12 protein-coding genes and 1 riboswitch are annotated in these 15,989 nt (G+C 66.0%); of the genes, 6 read left to right on the top strand and 6 right to left on the bottom strand.

What is annotated here, in order from left to right; translation table 11 throughout:
* Positions 1-19: 19 nt before the first annotated feature.
* Together CUR21_RS12000 and CUR21_RS11990 are read right to left on the bottom strand one after the other, a co-directional pair.
* Positions 20-1,057, bottom strand: coding sequence for a rod shape-determining protein (locus tag CUR21_RS12000; protein WP_100197249.1), 1,038 nt, complete (start codon positions 1,055-1,057; stop codon positions 20-22).
* A gap of 401 nt (positions 1,058-1,458) precedes the next feature.
* Positions 1,459-3,036: a 2-isopropylmalate synthase gene (locus tag CUR21_RS11990; RefSeq protein ID WP_100197247.1), complete on the bottom strand. Its 1,578-nt coding sequence runs from the start codon at positions 3,034-3,036 to the stop codon at positions 1,459-1,461.
* Between the two features lie 507 nt (positions 3,037-3,543).
* On the opposite strand from CUR21_RS11990, the gene CUR21_RS11985 reads away from it, so the two are divergent.
* Both CUR21_RS11985 and CUR21_RS11980 read left to right on the top strand, forming a co-directional pair.
* Positions 3,544-4,206, top strand: a complete 663-nt coding sequence (locus tag CUR21_RS11985; protein ID WP_100197246.1) for an SDR family NAD(P)-dependent oxidoreductase — start codon at positions 3,544-3,546, stop codon at positions 4,204-4,206.
* Positions 4,203-5,729, top strand: a complete 1,527-nt coding sequence (locus CUR21_RS11980) for a cryptochrome/photolyase family protein (RefSeq protein WP_198431698.1) — start codon at positions 4,203-4,205, stop codon at positions 5,727-5,729. The genes CUR21_RS11985 and CUR21_RS11980 overlap by 4 nt, the downstream gene beginning before the upstream one ends.
* A gap of 222 nt (positions 5,730-5,951) precedes the next feature.
* Here the strand turns inward: CUR21_RS11980 and CUR21_RS11975 are convergent, their stop codons facing one another.
* Entirely contained in the window at positions 5,952-7,418 is a 1,467-nt protein-coding gene (locus tag CUR21_RS11975) for an MORN repeat-containing protein (RefSeq protein WP_369802524.1), read from the bottom strand.
* A 282-nt stretch (positions 7,419-7,700) separates the two neighbouring features.
* On the opposite strand from CUR21_RS11975, the gene CUR21_RS11970 reads away from it, so the two are divergent.
* Entirely contained in the window at positions 7,701-9,365 is a 1,665-nt protein-coding gene (locus CUR21_RS11970; RefSeq protein ID WP_100197243.1) for an NAD+ synthase, read from the top strand.
* Between the two features lie 38 nt (positions 9,366-9,403).
* Here the strand turns inward: CUR21_RS11970 and CUR21_RS11965 are convergent, their stop codons facing one another.
* Positions 9,404-10,348, bottom strand: coding sequence for a 1-phosphofructokinase family hexose kinase (locus CUR21_RS11965; RefSeq protein WP_100197531.1), 945 nt, complete (start codon positions 10,346-10,348; stop codon positions 9,404-9,406).
* A 187-nt stretch (positions 10,349-10,535) separates the two neighbouring features.
* Between CUR21_RS11965 and wrbA the strand changes: the two genes are divergently transcribed.
* Complete coding sequence (gene wrbA, locus CUR21_RS11960; RefSeq protein ID WP_100197242.1) at positions 10,536-11,129, top strand: NAD(P)H:quinone oxidoreductase; 594 nt, start codon at positions 10,536-10,538, stop codon at positions 11,127-11,129.
* A gap of 79 nt (positions 11,130-11,208) precedes the next feature.
* On the opposite strand, the gene CUR21_RS11955 is transcribed toward wrbA, so the two are convergent.
* Both CUR21_RS11955 and CUR21_RS11950 read right to left on the bottom strand, forming a co-directional pair.
* On the bottom strand, positions 11,209-12,141 hold the full coding sequence (locus CUR21_RS11955) for an MBL fold metallo-hydrolase (RefSeq protein WP_100197241.1): 933 nt from the start codon (positions 12,139-12,141) through the stop codon (positions 11,209-11,211).
* Positions 12,142-12,265: 124 nt separating this feature from the next.
* Positions 12,266-12,676, bottom strand: coding sequence for a metallopeptidase family protein (locus CUR21_RS11950; protein WP_100197530.1), 411 nt, complete (start codon positions 12,674-12,676; stop codon positions 12,266-12,268).
* A gap of 224 nt (positions 12,677-12,900) precedes the next feature.
* On the opposite strand from CUR21_RS11950, the gene gltX reads away from it, so the two are divergent.
* On the top strand, positions 12,901-14,232 hold the full coding sequence (gltX, locus tag CUR21_RS11945; protein WP_100197240.1) for a glutamate--tRNA ligase: 1,332 nt from the start codon (positions 12,901-12,903) through the stop codon (positions 14,230-14,232).
* Positions 14,233-14,391: 159 nt separating this feature from the next.
* Positions 14,392-15,756 (top strand): MATE family efflux transporter, encoded by a 1,365-nt coding sequence (locus CUR21_RS11940; protein WP_232622769.1) that lies wholly within the window; start codon positions 14,392-14,394, stop codon positions 15,754-15,756.
* Positions 15,757-15,840: 84 nt separating this feature from the next.
* Positions 15,841-15,944: riboswitch (glycine riboswitch) on the top strand.
* Positions 15,945-15,989: the final 45 nt, after the last annotated feature.

The raw sequence follows: 15,989 nt of genomic DNA, 5'->3' as shown, positions 1-15,989 counted from the left end.
CCGGGGGCGCAACCCCGGATCAGCTGTCGTAATCGATCACATGCCGCAGCTGTTTTTCATATTCCAGCGCCTTGCCGGTTCCCAGCGCCACACAATTGAGTGACTCATTGGCCACGCTGATCGACAGCCCGGTTTGTTCGCGCAAGCTCAGGTCCAGATCGCCCAAAAGCGCGCCGCCGCCGGTCAGCATCACGCCCCGGTCCACGATGTCGGCGGCCAGATCGGGCGGGGTGGCTTCCAGCGCCTGCATCACCGCATCGCAGATCTGCTGCACGGGTTCCGCCAGCGCCTCGGCCACTTGGGCCTGATTGATCTCGGTTTCCTTGGGCACACCGTTCAGCAGGTCGCGCCCGCGAATGGTCATGCCCGCGCCCCGCCCGTCATCGGGCATCCGCGCGGTGCCGATGCTGGTCTTGATGCGCTCGGCGGTGGATTCCCCGATGAGCAGGTTCTGATGACGGCGCAGATAGTTGATGATCGCCTCGTCCATCCGGTCGCCGCCCACGCGCACCGAGCGCGCATAGACGATGTCGCCCAAGGACAGCACGGCCACTTCCGTGGTGCCGCCGCCGATGTCCACCACCATGTTCCCGGTCGGATCGGTGATCGGCATGCCCGCGCCAATCGCCGCCGCGATGGGTTCCGCGATCAGCCCGGCACGGCGCGCACCCGCCGAGAGCACCGATTGCCGGATCGCGCGCTTTTCCACCGGGGTGGCACCATGCGGCACGCAGACGATGATCTTGGGCTTGGAAAAGGTGGTGCGCTTGTGAACCTTGCGGATGAAATGCTTGATCATCTCTTCCGCCGCCTCGAAATCGGCGATCACCCCGTCGCGCATCGGGCGGATCGCCTCGATGCTCCCGGGCGTGCGGCCCAGCATCAGCTTGGCATCCTCGCCAACCGCCAGAACCTGCTTCTTGCCGTCCTTGCTGTGATAGGCCACCACCGAAGGCTCGTTCAGCACGATCCCTTTGCCACGGATATAGACCAGCGTATTCGCCGTGCCGAGGTCGATCGCCATATCCGAGGAAAACAGACCCGAGAGTATCGACATGCCTTTGGTGTCCTTTTGCAACGTCCCAAGCCCCGCGACTCGCAACGCAAAGGGGGGCGGGTCCATATAAGGCGCAGGGAAACGACGCGAAAGGGCAAAGGGCCGGGCGGGCGTCAATCCGCTGTGACCGGGCCAGACTTGTCAAATTACGATTTTTTTGTGCTGCGATCCGGCAAACTGGCGCCGCTCTCTAGCAGCTTTGCAATCATCACCGCCGCAGCACCCGAAGCCCGCGGCCCGCGAAGCCCGATGCCTTTTCGCGCCATGCCGCCGAATCACCCGCGGCAGCGGTCGCAAGCCAAGGGCTGACCCCTCGGCTTGCACCTTTTCCAAATACTCATCTTTGCCCAAGCCTGCCCCGCGCGCTGGCCTTGGCCGCAGGCGACGCCACGCCTTTCGCCTCACTTGCCGTGATAGCTGACCGTCTTGGTGTCGGTGCCCGGCGCGGTTTTCTGGCGCCGCACGATCAGCTTGTTCAGCGCATTGATATAGGCGCGGGTCGAGGCAACGATCGTATCGGTGTCCGCCGAGGCCCCGGTGACGATGCGGCCTTCCTCTTGCAGCCGCACCGAGACGGTCGCTTGCGCATCGGTGCCTTCGGTCACCGCATGCACCTGATACACCTCCAGCCGCGCCTTGTGCGGGAACAGCATCTTGACGCAGTTGAAGGCCGCGTCCACCGGACCGTCGCCGGTGGCGTCGATGTGATGCTCGACCCCGTCGATCGACAGCACCATATCGGCCTCTTGCGGGCCCTCGGTGCCACAGATCACCCGCAGCTTTTTCAGTTGCAGATATTCATGCGCGTCATTGGTCTGCTCATCGGCAACCAGCGCGATCAGGTCGTCGTCATAGACCTCTTTCTTGCGGTCGGCGAGCGCCTTGAAGCGCACGAAGACATCATTGAGCTGGTTGTCGGCCAGCTCGACCCCCAGCTCCTTGAGCTTGGCCCGCAGGGCCGCGCGGCCCGAATGCTTGCCCATGGCGATGTTCTTCTGCACGAGCCCGATATCCTCGGGGCGCATGATCTCGAAGGTTTCCACATTCTTCAGCACGCCATCCTGATGGATGCCCGACTCATGCAGAAAGGCGTTCTTGCCCACGATGGCCTTGTTGAACTGCACCTGAAAGCCCGAGACAGAGGCCACGCGGCGCGACAGGTTCATGATCTTGGTGGTGTCGATCCCGGTGCGGAAGGGCATGATGTCATTCCTGACCTTCATCGCCATCACCACTTCTTCCAGCGCGGTGTTGCCCGCACGCTCGCCCAGACCGTTGATCGTGCATTCGATTTGCCGCGCACCCGCCTCGACCGCGGCGAGGGAGTTCGCCGTCGCCATGCCCAGATCATTGTGGCAATGGGTGGCAAAGATGATGTTGTCCGCGCCCGGCACCCGCTCCAAGAGCATGCGGATCAGCTCGGCGCTTTCGCGCGGGGCTGTGTAGCCCACGGTGTCGGGAATGTTGATCGTGGTCGCCCCGGCACGAATCGCGATTTCCACCACGCGGCAGAGGTAATCATGTTCGGTGCGGGTGGCGTCCATCGGCGACCATTGCACATTGTCACACAGATTGCGCGCATGGGTGACCGTGTCATGGATGCGCTCGGCCATCTGGTCCATGTCGAGGTTCGGAATCGCGCGGTGCAAGGGCGAGGTGCCGATGAAGGTGTGAATGCGCGGCGAGGCCGCATGTTTCACCGCCTCCCAGCAGCGGTCGATGTCCTTGAAATTGGCGCGCGCAAGGCCGCAGATGGTGGAATTCTTCGACCGTTTCGCAATCTCCGACACGGCGGCGAAATCGCCTTCGGAAGCGATGGGAAAGCCCGCCTCGATGATATCGACGCCCATTTCATCGAGCAGGCTGGCGATTTCCAGCTTTTCCTCATGGGTCATGGTGGCGCCGGGGGATTGCTCGCCATCGCGCAGGGTGGTGTCGAAGATGAAAACGCGGTCCTGCGATGCGGGTGCAGCTGTCATGGGTCTGTTCCTTGATCTGTCTGTGCTTGTCCTGTCTGGGCGCTGTTCACCTCCGAGCGGTCGCGCCCAAGGGCACGCTCAGAGGCAGCTAAGGAGAAGCAGACCACGGGTGGCCGACAGGGCAGCGGCCCCGTTGCAGCAAGCGATATGTGTGTCCCGTGTCATGCCGGCGACGATTATCCACGGGGGCGCGAATGTAAAGGGGGGAAATGGCCTTGCCGCCCCGCGCAGGATCTGAACCTGCGCCATGGGGCCGTCGCAGGGGGCATCGAGCCCCCTGCGACGGCGTTGCCACGGGCGGCTCGGGCGGCGCGGCAGAATTGTCCGAGACAGCGCCTGCGGCGGCGGCGGAGCCTCCGGCGGGAGTATTTGGGAAAGCTGCAAGCATGCGGGTGGCGCACGGGTGGAAGCATGGGGAGAAGGGGCGGGGGCGGGCCTGGGCGGGTGTTGATTGCCGAGGCCATCGCCCTAGCTGAGCGGCGCAGCAGACGGGCAAAGGGGGCTGAGGTGCGGGCATTGGTGGTGGGCGCTTCGGGCGGGATCGGACAGGCGCTGGCCTTGCGGCTGGAGGCCGACGGGGCCCAAGTGACGCGGCTCTCGCGCCGCGCGGACGGGCTTGATCTGACGGATGAGGCCATTGTCTCGCGGCTTTTGGGCGGGCTGGAGGGGGGGTATGACCGGATCTGGGTCGCCACCGGCGCACTCGAGCTGAACGGGGTGCCGCCCGAAAAAGCGCTGCGGGCCTTGGACCCGGCGGCGATGGCGGCGCAATTCGCGCTGAATGCCATCGGACCTGCCTTGGTGCTGAAACACGCGCTCCGGCTGATGCCGCGCGACCGCCCCACGGCCTTTGCCGCGCTGTCGGCACGGGTGGGCAGCATCGGCGACAACCGCCTGGGGGGCTGGCACGGCTACCGCGCGGCCAAGGCGGCGCTGAATCAGCTGATGCACACTGCGGCCATCGAGGTCGCGCGCAGCCATCCGCAGGCGGTGGTGGTCTGTCTGCATCCCGGCACGGTGGAAACAGCGCTGACCCGCAAATATGCGGGCGGGCATCCGACGGTGACGCCGGAGGCGGCAGCTGGGCATCTGCTGTCGGTGCTGGACGGGTTGGGGCCTGCGGAGAGCGGCGGGTTTTTTGACTGGCAAGGCAAGGCCATCCCATGGTGACGCGGCTGGTTCTGGTTCTGGGGGATCAGCTGAGCCTCGGGCTCAGCGCCCTGCGGGCGGCAGATCCGGCCCGCGATGTGGTGGTGATGGCCGAGGTGGAAGCCGAAGGCCGCTATGTGCCGCATCATCCGCAGAAGATCGCGCTGATCCTGTCGGCGATGCGCCATTTTGCGCAAGAGCTGCGGGCGGCGGGGTGGCAGGTGGCTTACACGCGGCTGGACGATCCTGAGAACAGCCACAGCATCGGCGGCGAGTTGGTGCGGCGGGCGGCGGAGTTCGGCGCGCGCGAGGTGCTGGCAACGCGCGCGGGCGAATGGCGGCTGATCACGGCGCTGGAGGAGGTGCCGCTCACGCTGCGCGTGCTGCCCGATGACCGCTTCTTATGTTCGGAGCCCGAGTTCGCCGCTTGGGTCGAGGGGCGCAAGCAACTGCGGATGGAGTGGTTCTACCGCGAGATGCGGCGCAAGACCGGGCTTTTGATGGAGGGCGATCAGCCGGTGGGCGGGCAGTGGAACTTTGACCACGACAACCGCAAGGCGGCGAAGGCGGATCTGTTTCGCCCGCGCCCGCCGCGCTTTGCGCCCGATGCGGTGACGCAAGAGGTGCTGGCGCTGGTGGCGGCGCGGTTCGGCGCGCATTTCGGGCGGCTGGAGCCTTTTGGATGGGCGGTGACGCGCGGGCAGGCGCTTGACGCTTTGGCGTGGTTCATCGCACAGGCGCTGCCGCGCTTTGGCGACGAACAGGATGCGATGCTGGCGGCCGACCCCACGCTGAGCCATTCCCTGCTGTCCCCTTATCTGAACATCGGCCTGCTGGCGCCGATGGAGGTCTGTGAGGCGGCGGCAGAGGCTTATGCCGCGGGCAAGGCGCCGCTGAACGCGGTTGAGGGGTTCATCCGTCAGATCATCGGCTGGCGTGAATTCGTGCGCGGCATCTATATGCGGCATGGGCCGGGCTATGCCGATCAGAACGCGCTGGAGGCCGGGCGGGCCTTGCCGGCGCTGTATTGGGGCGCGAAAACCGATATGGCTTGTCTCTCGCATGCCGTGGGGCAGACCCGGGATCTGGCCTATGCACATCACATCCAGCGGCTGATGGTCACCGGGAATTTCGCACTGCTGGCGGGGATCAGCCCGCAGGCTTTGCACGAATGGTATCTGTCGGTTTACGTGGATGCGTTCGAATGGGTCGAGGCGCCGAACACCATCGGCATGAGCCAGTTTGCCGATGGCGGGGTGTTGGGGTCGAAACCTTACGCTGCCTCGGGCGCCTATATCGATCGGCAATCGGATTACTGTGGCGGCTGTCGCTACAAGGTGGCGCAAAAGACAGGGGAGGGGGCTTGCCCGTTCAACCTGCTCTACTGGGATTTTCTCTTGCGCCACCGCGCGCGCTTTGCGGGCAACCCGCGGATGGCGCAGATGTATCGCACCTGGGACAAGATGGACGGTTCGCGCAAGGCGGCGACTTTGGCTGAGGCCGAGGCCTTTCTTGCGCGACTGGACGCGGGCAAGACGGTCTGACCTTGGGCCAAGGGCCGCCAGAGGGGGCATCGAGCCCCCTCTGGCGGCGTTGCCACGGATGGCCCGCCGCGCTGCCTTGGCTTTTCCTTGCGGCGCGCGCGGTGCGGGGGCAGGCGCTCCGCGCGGGAGTATTTCAGAAAGGTGCAAGGCCTGAGGATTTGCACCTTTTCCAAATACTCATCTTGCGCGCTTTGTCTTGCGCGGGACGGCGGCAGGACGGCCTCAAGGGGTGGGAGCGTTGGGCGCGGCCGCTTCGGGGGCGGCGTCGGCTTCGGGGGCTGGCTGGCGTGCAGGGGCCATCAGGATGCCGTTTTCCCAGATCCCTTCCGCGACCTCACCACCGGCATAGGTGAGTGTGCCGGGTCCGGCGCGGCGGCCTTTGACGAAGGCGCCTTCGTAGACATCGCCATTGGGATAGGTGGCGATGCCGGTGCCCTCGATCTCGCCCGCGGACCAGTCACCGCTGTAGCGAAAGCCGTCCGGGCCCGTGATCTCGCCTTTGCCTTGCCGCAGGCCTGCGACGAAGGTGCCGGTGTAGACGGTGCCATCGGGGTAGGTCGCCACCCCCTGACCTTCGCGCTGGCCATTGGTGAAACTGCCGTCATAGGTGTAGCCATCGGCCAGCGTCAGCTTGCCTTGGCCATGCGGTTGCGCCGCGCGGAAGGCGCCCGTGTAGCGGGCGCCATTGGCATAGGTTGCGGTGCCGCTGCCGGTGATCTGGCCGGCCTGCCACTCGCCGTCATAGGTGGCGCCATCGGCATAGGTGATCTTGCCGCGTCCATGCGCCTGATCATCGCGCACCGCGCCTTCATAGGCCGAGCCATCCGGGAAGCGGATGCGTCCGGTGCCGGTCAAACGCCCGTCGACCCAGTCGCCCTCGAGAACGGTGCCGTCTTTGGCGCGGAAGGTGCCGGTGCCGTTGCGCTTGTCGGCGCGAAACGCGCCTTCGAAGACATCGCCATTGGGATAGGTGGTCTTGCCTTGGCCTTGCCGCTGGCCTTCGGCAAAGCCGCCTTCGTAGACATCGCCATTGGGCTGGGTCAGGCGGCCGGTGCCGGTGATCTGCCCGGCCAACCAGTCGCCGACATAGGTCAGCCCGTCGGGCATCGTCAGCGTGCCCTTGCCCTGCCGCTCACCCGCCTCCAGCGTGCCCTCATAGACCGCGCCATCGGGATAGGTGATCTTGCCGCTGCCCTCTTTCAGCCCGTCAGCCCAGCCGCCCTCATAGCGATAGCCGCCGGGGCCCTCCTGCACGCCTTGGCCGTGGTGGCGCCCGTCGACAAAGGCCCCGGTGTAGACCGAGCCATCGGGATAGCTGGCCACCCCGGCGCCAGTCATCTTGCCGCCGGTCCAGTCGCCTTCATAGCTGCCGCCATTGGCATAGGTGATCTTGCCCCGGCCTTCGGGCTTGCCCGCCGCGAACTGGCCTTCATAGACCGAGCCGTTGGGATAGCGCGCGACGCCCTGGCCCAAAATTTCTCCGGCCACCCAGTCGCCGGTATAGCTATAGCCATTGGGCAGGGTATAGGTGCCGGTGCCGTGCTGTCGCCCGTTCAGGAAGGTGCCTTCATAGAAGGAACCGTCATCATATTGCTTGGTGACGATTTCGCCCTGCTGGGCCCGCACGCCGAGGGGAAGGCTCAGACCCAGAACCAGAACCCCCAGCATCGCCTTCATTCCGTGCCGCATCCCGTCCCCCTCATCGCGGCCCCCTGCCGCAACCGCTGGCAGACCCTAGCGGCGGCGCCCTTGGCTGACAAGCCGGGCGGGGGGGCGCGCGGCTTCACATTGCGCGGCGGCAGCGCACAAGACGGCCTTTGGCGCGGCAGGGGCGTGGGACCGTCATCTTATGCGGCATGGCGATTTTGGGAGAGGCTTTCGGGGGCGCGCTGCGGGCCAATGGCCTGCCGCCCTTCCCCTCGCGTGGTAACCTGCTAGAACCAGCGCATCGCTTTGCATAAAGGTGCCGCCATGGCCGATCTGTTTCGTCTGACCCTTGCCCAGCTGAACCCGAGCGTGGGGGATCTGGCGGGCAATGCTGCCAAGGCCCGCGCCGCCTGGGCGCAAGGCCGGGACAGCGGCGCCGATCTGGTCGCGCTGACGGAAATGTTCATCACCGGCTATCAGACTCAGGATCTGATCCTGAAACCCGCTTTCCAGCAGGCCGCCATCGCCGCCATCCATCAGCTGGCCGCCGATTGTGCCGATGGCCCTGCGCTGGCGATCGGCGGGCCTGCGCTGCAAGAGGGGCGGCTGTTCAACGCCTATTACATCCTTCAGGCCGGACAGATCACCGCCACCGTGCTCAAGCACCATCTGCCCAACGATTCGCTCTTTGATGAAAAGCGGCTCTTTACGCCGGCCGATGTGCATGGCCCCTATACGGTCAACGGGGTCCGCATCGGCTCCCCGATTTGCGAGGATGCCTGGCACCCCGATGTGTCGGAAACGCTGGCCGAAACCGGGGCCGAGATCCTCTTGGTGCCCAATGGCAGCCCCTATCACCGGGGCAAGCCCAACCTGCGGCTGAACCTGATGGTGTCCCGCGTCGTCGAAACCGGGCTGCCGCTGGTCTACCTCAATATGGTGGGCGGGCAGGATGATCAGGTGTTTGACGGCTCGTCCATGGTCTTGAATCCCGGCGGCCAGCTGGCGGCGCAGCTGCCGCAGTTTGACGAACACATCACCCAGATTGTGTTCCGTCGCACGCCCCAAGGCTGGCGCGCGGACAAGGGCGAGGTGGCCGCCATCCCCCCGATCGGCGAGGCCGATTACCGCGCTTGCGTGCTGTCGGTGGCCGATTACTTCGCCAAGACCGGATTCAAGAAGGCGGTTCTGGGCCTGTCAGGGGGCATCGATTCCGCCATCGTCGCCGCCATCGCCGCCGATGCGCTGGGCCCCGAGAATGTGCGCTGCGTGATGCTGCCGTCCGAATTCACCAGTGCCCATTCGCTGGAGGATGCCGAGAAATGCGCCCGCGCGCTGGGCTGCCGGCTGGATACGGTGCCGATCAGCGCGGCCCAAGGGGCGGTGCTGGAAACGCTTGCGCCGCTTTTTGCTGGCACCGAGGAAGGCATTACCGAAGAGAACATCCAATCCCGCCTGCGCGGCGTGATGCTGATGGCGATTTCCAACAAATACGGCGAAATGCTGCTGACCACCGGCAACAAATCGGAAATGGCGGTTGGCTATTGCACCATCTATGGCGACATGAACGGCGGCTATAACCCTGTGAAGGACATGTATAAAACCCGCATGTTCCTGACCGCGCGCTGGCGCAACGAAAACCACCGCCCTTGGATGAAGGGCCCGGGCGGTGAGGTGATCCCCGAACGCATCATCACCAAGCCGCCTTCTGCCGAGCTGCGCGCCAATCAGACCGATCAGGACAGCCTGCCCCCCTATGAGGTTCTGGACGCCATCCTCGAAGGTCTGGTCGAGCGTGAGGCCTCGGTGGCCGATCTGGTGGCCGAAGGCCATGACCGCGCCACGGTGAAAAAGGTGGAACACCTGCTCTACATCGCGGAATACAAACGCTTTCAATCCGCGCCGGGCACAAGGCTCACGCAAAAGGCCTTTTGGCTGGACCGCCGCTATCCCATCGCCAACCGCTTCCGCGACCAAAGCGGGGCCTGAGCGCCGGGATCACGCGGCCCGCGTCGGACAGGCCAGGATCAGAGCGCGCGCGCCGTGGCCTCGGGCAACAGGCGCGCCACATCCGTCGCGCGGCACAGTTGGGTGGCATCGGTGGTGACGGCGGCCGCGGCGGCGGCAGAGCCAAGCGTCAGCGCCTCTGCCGCATCCTGCCCGCGCGCAAGCGCGAGCACGAAGGCCGCGACAAAGCTGTCGCCTGCCCCCACGGTGGACACCACCCGCACGCGCGGCGCGGGCGAAAACAGCCGCCGCCCCGCTTCGGCCAGCACATTGCCTTCGGCCCCGCGCGCCACGATCACCCGGCGCGCCACGCCGCGCGCCACCAGATCGGCGGCAAAATCCGCCGTCTCGGCCAGCGTCTCCAACCGCCGCCCGGCCAGCGCCTCGCCTTCCTCGCCGTCCATCCGCAGCACCTCCAGCCCCGGGATCGGCGCGTCCACCGCCGCCGTCAGCGCCGCGCCCGAGGTGTCAAGCACCACCCGCGTGCCCTCCATGCTGGCGGCAAGGGCAGCCGGGAAATCGGCAGGCACACCCGGCGGCTGGCTGCCCGAGATCACGCCATAGCCGCCGGGCCGCGCGGTGGCCGCAAGCAGGGTGAACACCCGCGCCCGCTCGGCCGCGCCCCACAGCGGCCCGGGCAGCATGAAGCGGAACTGCTTGCCCGTGGTCCCTTCTGTCACCGTCAGGCTTTGCCGCGTCTCGCCGGGGCCAAGGATCGACAGGAAGGTGACGCCTTCGGCCCGGATCAGCCCCGCCAGCCGATCCCCCGTGAGCCCGCCCAGCGCCACCAGCGCCAGCGAATCGCCGCCCAAGGCCTTGATCGCACGGCTGACATTCAGCCCGCCGCCGCCCGGGTCCAGATGCGGGTCGGTGCAGCGCAGCTTCTGTCCGGGCAGGATCTCGGGAACCTCGGTCGCCATGTCCAGCGCGGGGTTCAGGGTCAGGGTCAGGATCGGGGCTTGCATGCGGGTCTCCTTCATCTGCGCCGATGCTACCCCCTTGCAGGCCTCGCGCAACCCCCGCTGGCACCGCTGCACCTGCGCAGGGCGCATTGTGCGATTTCGCACGAATTCTGCGCAATAACTTGGAATTCCGCGCCATGCGGCCCAGATCTACCTTTGATGCAACGCAACCCGAAGCCGGAGGCTCCCTATGTCTGTCAAGCTCGCGATCCTGTTCTATTCCACCTATGGCACCAACCATCAGATGGCCACCATCGCCGCCGAGGCCGCCCGCGCCGCCGGGGCCGAGGTCAAGCTTTTGCGCATCGCGGAAACCGCGCCGGACTCGGTGGTCAACAGCCAGGATGCCTGGAAGGCACAGGTGGAAAAGGCGGCGGCAATCCCGGTGGCCACACCCGAAGACATGGAATGGGCGGACGCCTATCTTTTCTCGGCACCCACCCGCTTTGGCGCGGCACCCAGCCAGCTGCGCGCCTTCATCGACACGCTGGGCGGCCAATGGTTCAACGGAAAACTGGCCAACAAGGCGGTCAGCGCGATGACCAGCGCCCAGAACCCGCATGGCGGGCAAGAGGCCACGATTCTGGGCCTTTACACCACCTTCATGCACTGGGGCTCGGTGATCGTGGCGCCCGGTTACACCGATCAGGCGCTGTTCGCGACGGGCGGTAACCCCTATGGCTATAGCCACACCCAAGGGGCAGACTTCGACGACAAGGCCAAGGCCTCGATCGGGCATCAGGCGCGGCGCACGGTGGAAATCGCGGCCAAGCTCAAGGCCTGAGGCAAAGCCGGGGCGGTTCATCCCCGCCCCGTGCCGCAATGTAGGGTGCGTGACCAAAGGTCACGCACCCTACGAAAGCTCAGCCGTTGAGCATCATCTGATAGCTGACCGGCACATAGCGGAAACCATCGCCCATCGCTTCGGCATAGCCGACGCCGGGGAAGGGCATGTGATAGCCGACAAAGGGCACCCGGTCGGCCGCCAGCATCCCGAACAGCGCCTTGCGCGTCGCCGCCGCCGCGGCCTTGTCCATGTCGAAGCGCACCTCCCAATCGGGCTTTTGCAGCGACCAGACGTAGTGGTTGGCGGTATCCGCGATGATCGCCAGCTGCTGCCCGTCGCTTTCCAGCATATAGGCCATATGCCCCGGGCTGTGGCCAAAGGCCGCCATCGCGGTGATGCCGGACACAACCGCGCCGCCATCGTCGAGCAGCGTGGTCTGCTCGCTCAGCGGTGCCACCTTGGTGTCAAAGCCTTCGTTCCCGGCGCTCGACCAGTGGTTGTGCTCCACCGCGCCCGTCACATAGCGCGCATTGGGGAAGGTCACCCCGGCATCGCCCGCGACACCCCCGATATGATCGCCATGCATATGGGTCAGCACCACCACATCCACCTGATCCGGGGTGTAGCCCGCCGCCGCCAGTGCCGCGACGATGCCTTCGGCCGCCAGTCCGGTGTCGAACAGCACCAGCTCGGCCCCGGTGTTCACCACCGTTGGCGTGAAGAAGTTCTGGCTGCGGTCGGCGGGGATGAAATTCGCCTCCGACAGCGCCGCGAACTCTTCGGGGGTGGCGTTCAGGCCAAAGGTTTCCTGCGGGTTTTCCAGCGCCCGGGTGCCGCCCAACAGCGTCGTCACCTCGAACCCGCCCAGTTTGAAGCGGTTGAAGCTGGGCATCGTGGCCCCCATCATCTCGGCGCTGGCATGGGCGGCGCGCGGCAGCAGGGCAGGGGCAAAGGGCAGGGCGGCGGCGGCAAACAGCGCCGAGCGGCGGGTCAGTGCGGGCATCGTCATCGGTGTCCTCCTGTGGTTGGATAGGGCGAAGCATAGAACCCCGGCCCGTCCCGCCCAATCACGGGCCTGTCATCCGTTGCGCGCATGCGCGCAGTCTCCTGTGCGCAAATGCAAAGATGCGCGCTTATTCCCACCACGGATCGATGCGGGCGATGTCGTCATCGCTCCAGCCGAAGTGATGCGCCAGTTCATGCACAAGCACATGAGTCACCAAATCTTGCAGCGTCACATCCCCCCGGTCCAGCCATTCGTCCAAAATGGGGCGGCGGAACAGCCAGATCACATCGGGCTGCATCGGCGGATCGTCGGAGGATTTTTCGGTCAGCGGGATGCCTTCATAAAGCCCGGTCAGCTCAAAGGGATCGTCAATATCCATCTGCGCCAGAATGGCCTCGGGCGCGAAATCCTCGACCCGCAGTCGCACCTGCAAGGCGGCCGCGCGAAACGGCGCGGGCAGGTCCGCAATCGCCTCTTGGGCCAGCGTGTCGATCAGGGCAAGGTCGGGGGCAAGCGCGCCGGGCGGGATCTGGGTCATGGCAGCGATATAGGGCAGCGGCGGCGCGGAAAAAGACCCAAGGCTCCGGCGCAAGTGGCCGCTCGCGCAGGGGCGCTGAGCCGATGTGCCTGCAAAAGGGCGCAGGCACAGGCGTGCAGGCAGGCGGGGGCAGGCGGGGGCCCAAGCCGGGGGGAAGGGGGCTTGCGCAAACTGGACAATTGACGGGCGCTGTGACAGGGAGAAGCGGTTGCAGGAGATGCCCGATGACCCGCCCCACCATTACCCGTTTTGCCCCGTCGCCCACCGGCTATATCCATGTCGGCAATCTGCGCACCGCGCTGATGAATTACGTGATCGCCCGCAAGTCCGGCGGCCAGTTCATCCTGCGGCTGGATGACACCGATCAGGAACGGTCCAAACAGGAATATGCCGATGCCATCATGGCCGATCTGGAATGGCTGGGCCTGCACTGGGACCGGGTGGAAAAGCAGTCGCTGCGGATGGACCGCTACCGCGAGGCCGCCGAAGACCTGAAGGCCAAGGGCCGGTTCTACGAGGTGTTCGAGTCGCCGGTCGAACTCGACCTCAAGCGCAAGAAGCAGCTGAACATGGGCAAGCCCCCCGTCTATGACCGCGCGGGGCTCAACCTGTCTGACGAGGACAAGGCCCGCCTGCGCGCCGAAGGCCGCGAAGGCTATTGGCGGTTCCTCTTGAACCAGAACCGCATCGAATGGACCGATGGCATCCTCGGCCCGGTGTCGATCGACGCGGCCTCGGTGTCGGACCCGGTGCTGATCCGCGCCGATGGTCAGGTGCTCTATACCTTTGCCTCTTCGGTCGATGACATCGACATGGGGGTCAGCTTCATTGTGCGCGGCGCCGATCATGTGACCAATACCGCGACCCAGATCCAGATCATGGAAGCGATGGGCGGCACCCCGCCCGATTTCGCACATCACTCGCTGTTGACCGGGGCCAAGGGCGAGGAATTGTCAAAGCGGCTTGGCACCTTGTCCTTGCGCGACCTGCGCGCGCGCGGCGTAGAGCCGCTGGCGCTTCTGAGCCTGATGGCGCGGCTGGGATCGTCCAAACCGGTGGAGCTGGTGAGCTCGCTGGACGAGCTGATCGCAGGCTTTGATGTTGGCAGCTTCGGCGCCGCCCCCACCAAGTTTGACGCCGAAGACCTGTTCCCGCTGACAAGGGCGCATGTGCAGGGCCTGCCCTATGCGGCGGTGCAGGCGCGCATTGCAGCCTTGGGCGTGCCGGCGGACAAGGCCGAAGGCTTCTGGCAGGTCGCGCGCGGCAATATCACCGTGCTGGAGGATCTGGAGGGCTGGTGGCGGCTCTTCCGCGATGGCGCCACCCCGCTGGTGGCCGATGAGGACCGCGAGTTCATCGCGCAGGCGCTGGACATGCTGCCGCCGCAACCCTGGACGCGCGAGACCTGGGGCCAGTGGACGGCGGCGGTGAAAGAGGCCACGGGCCGCAAGGGCAAGGGCCTGTTCATGCCGCTGCGCAAGGCGCTGACCGGGCAAGAGCATGGGCCGGAAATGGCCGATGTGCTGCCCTTGCTGGAAAAACGCCCCAGCCTGTAAGAGCAGGGGCAACCCGGCGCGAGGGTGTGGCGTTGTGCCTGCTGACCGCGCCGGGGGGCTGTCTGCCCCCCCAGCCAATTGGGTTCTCGGACCAATGGCGAACCGAATTGGCTACCCCCGAGAGTATTTGCAAAAGGTGCAAGACCAGATGGTGCGTCCGTGACTGAAGCCAAAGGCGGACCGGCGCCGCGTTTCGTGACCGGCAGTCTGATGCGCCATGTGGTGGTGATGTCGCTGACCTCGTCGGTGGGGTTGATGGCGATTTTCAGCGTCGATCTGATCAACATCCTGTATATTTCCTGGCTGCAAGACCCGGTGGCCACCGCCGCCGTGGGCTATGCCGGGGCGGTCTTGTTCTTTACCACCAGTTTCGGGATCGGCCTGTCCATCGCCGTCTCGGCGGTGGTGGCCCGCGCGCTGGGGCAGCGCGAGGCGGCTTTGGCGCGGCGGCGGGCGACCAACGGGCTGGTGCTGGCGCTGGGGTTGGGGGTGGCCTTCACGGCCGTGGTCTGGGCGTTTCTGACGCCGATCGTGGCCTTGCTGGGGGCCGAAGGCGCCACCGCGGCCGAAACGGTGCAGTATCTGAGCCTGTCGATGCTTGGCCAGCCTTTGCTGATGCTGGGCATCACCGGGGCCGGGGTGCTGCGCAGCCATGGCGATGCGCGGCGGTCGATGATGGTGACGGTCTGGGGCGCGGTGGCGCTGGCCATCGCCGATCCGATCCTGATCTTCGGGCTGGGCTGGGGGCTCAGCGGCGCCGCTTGGGCCGCCAATCTGTCGCGGCTGGTGGTGGCGGGCATGGCGCTCTGGCCGCTGTGGCGGCATTACGGCGGCTTTACCCCGGTGACGGCACCCGAGCTGGCCGAGGACGGGCGCGCCATGGCCGGGATCGCCGGGCCTGCGGTGCTGACACAGGTGGCCACCCCGGTGGGGCAGGCCTTTGTGACGCGGCTGATCGCGCCTTATGGCGAGGCGGCGGTGGCGGGCATGGCGATCACCGGGCGGCTGACCCCGGTGGCGCTGGGGGTGATCTTCGCGCTGGCAGGCGCGATTGGCCCCATCGTCGGACAGAATGCGGGGGCCGGGCGCATGGACCGGGTCCGCCGCGCCATCTGGGACGCGGTGATCTTTACCGCCGTTGTGATCACGCTGGTGACGCTGGTGCTCTTTGTCTTGCGCGGTCCGATTGCCGATCTGTTCCATGCCGAAGGCCTGACGCGCGATCTGGTCTACCTGTTCTGCGGGCCGCTGTGCCTGTTGTTCTTTTTCAACGGGCTGCTCTTCATTTCGAATGCCGCCTGCAACAATCTGGGCCGCCCGTTCCTGTCCACCGCGTTGAACTGGGGCCGCCACACGCTGGGCACCGTGCCCTTTGCCTTGTGGTTTTCCAGCCTTTGGGGGGCCCAAGGCGTGCTGATCGGCCAAGGCTTGGGCGGTGTGATCTTTGGCATCGTCTCGCTCTGGCTGGTGTTCCGCGTGGTGGATCAGCAGACAGCCGCGCAGACCAGCCTGCCCAAAGCCTGAGCGCGACGTCGTCGCTTTTGCAAGCGCATGCGTCGCTTTCGTTTTCCCCCTTGCCAGCAGGCGCGGGGCCGGGCTAGACCGAAGCGGTCAGGTTCGGGAGAATCCGGGAAAGCGCCACACGCTCACCCCGGTGCCGAAGGAGCAACCGCCCCGGTAAACTCTCAGGCGCAAGGGACCGTTCTTGGCACCGGAACTCTGGAGAGTGGCCTTCACCGGCCCGCCGAAGGGATAAC

Origin of the sequence: Pseudorhodobacter sp. MZDSW-24AT (assembly GCF_002794355.1) — a bacterium.
Lineage (GTDB): Bacteria > Pseudomonadota > Alphaproteobacteria > Rhodobacterales > Rhodobacteraceae > Pseudotabrizicola.
This window is presented reverse-complemented; position numbering and strand designations above follow the sequence as displayed.

Coding starts and splice junctions, on each gene's coding strand:
- CUR21_RS12000 (WP_100197249.1), bottom strand. CDS start 1,057: ATGTCGATACTCTCGGGTCTGTTTTCCTCGGATATGGCGATCGACCTC.
- CUR21_RS11975 (WP_369802524.1), bottom strand. CDS start 7,418: ATGCGGCACGGAATGAAGGCGATGCTGGGGGTTCTGGTTCTGGGTCTG.
- wrbA (WP_100197242.1), top strand. CDS start 10,536: ATGTCTGTCAAGCTCGCGATCCTGTTCTATTCCACCTATGGCACCAAC.
- CUR21_RS11965 (WP_100197531.1), bottom strand. CDS start 10,348: ATGCAAGCCCCGATCCTGACCCTGACCCTGAACCCCGCGCTGGACATG.
- CUR21_RS11990 (WP_100197247.1), bottom strand. CDS start 3,036: ATGACAGCTGCACCCGCATCGCAGGACCGCGTTTTCATCTTCGACACC.
- gltX (WP_100197240.1), top strand. CDS start 12,901: ATGACCCGCCCCACCATTACCCGTTTTGCCCCGTCGCCCACCGGCTAT.
- CUR21_RS11970 (WP_100197243.1), top strand. CDS start 7,701: ATGGCCGATCTGTTTCGTCTGACCCTTGCCCAGCTGAACCCGAGCGTG.
- CUR21_RS11955 (WP_100197241.1), bottom strand. CDS start 12,141: ATGACGATGCCCGCACTGACCCGCCGCTCGGCGCTGTTTGCCGCCGCC.
- CUR21_RS11950 (WP_100197530.1), bottom strand. CDS start 12,676: ATGACCCAGATCCCGCCCGGCGCGCTTGCCCCCGACCTTGCCCTGATC.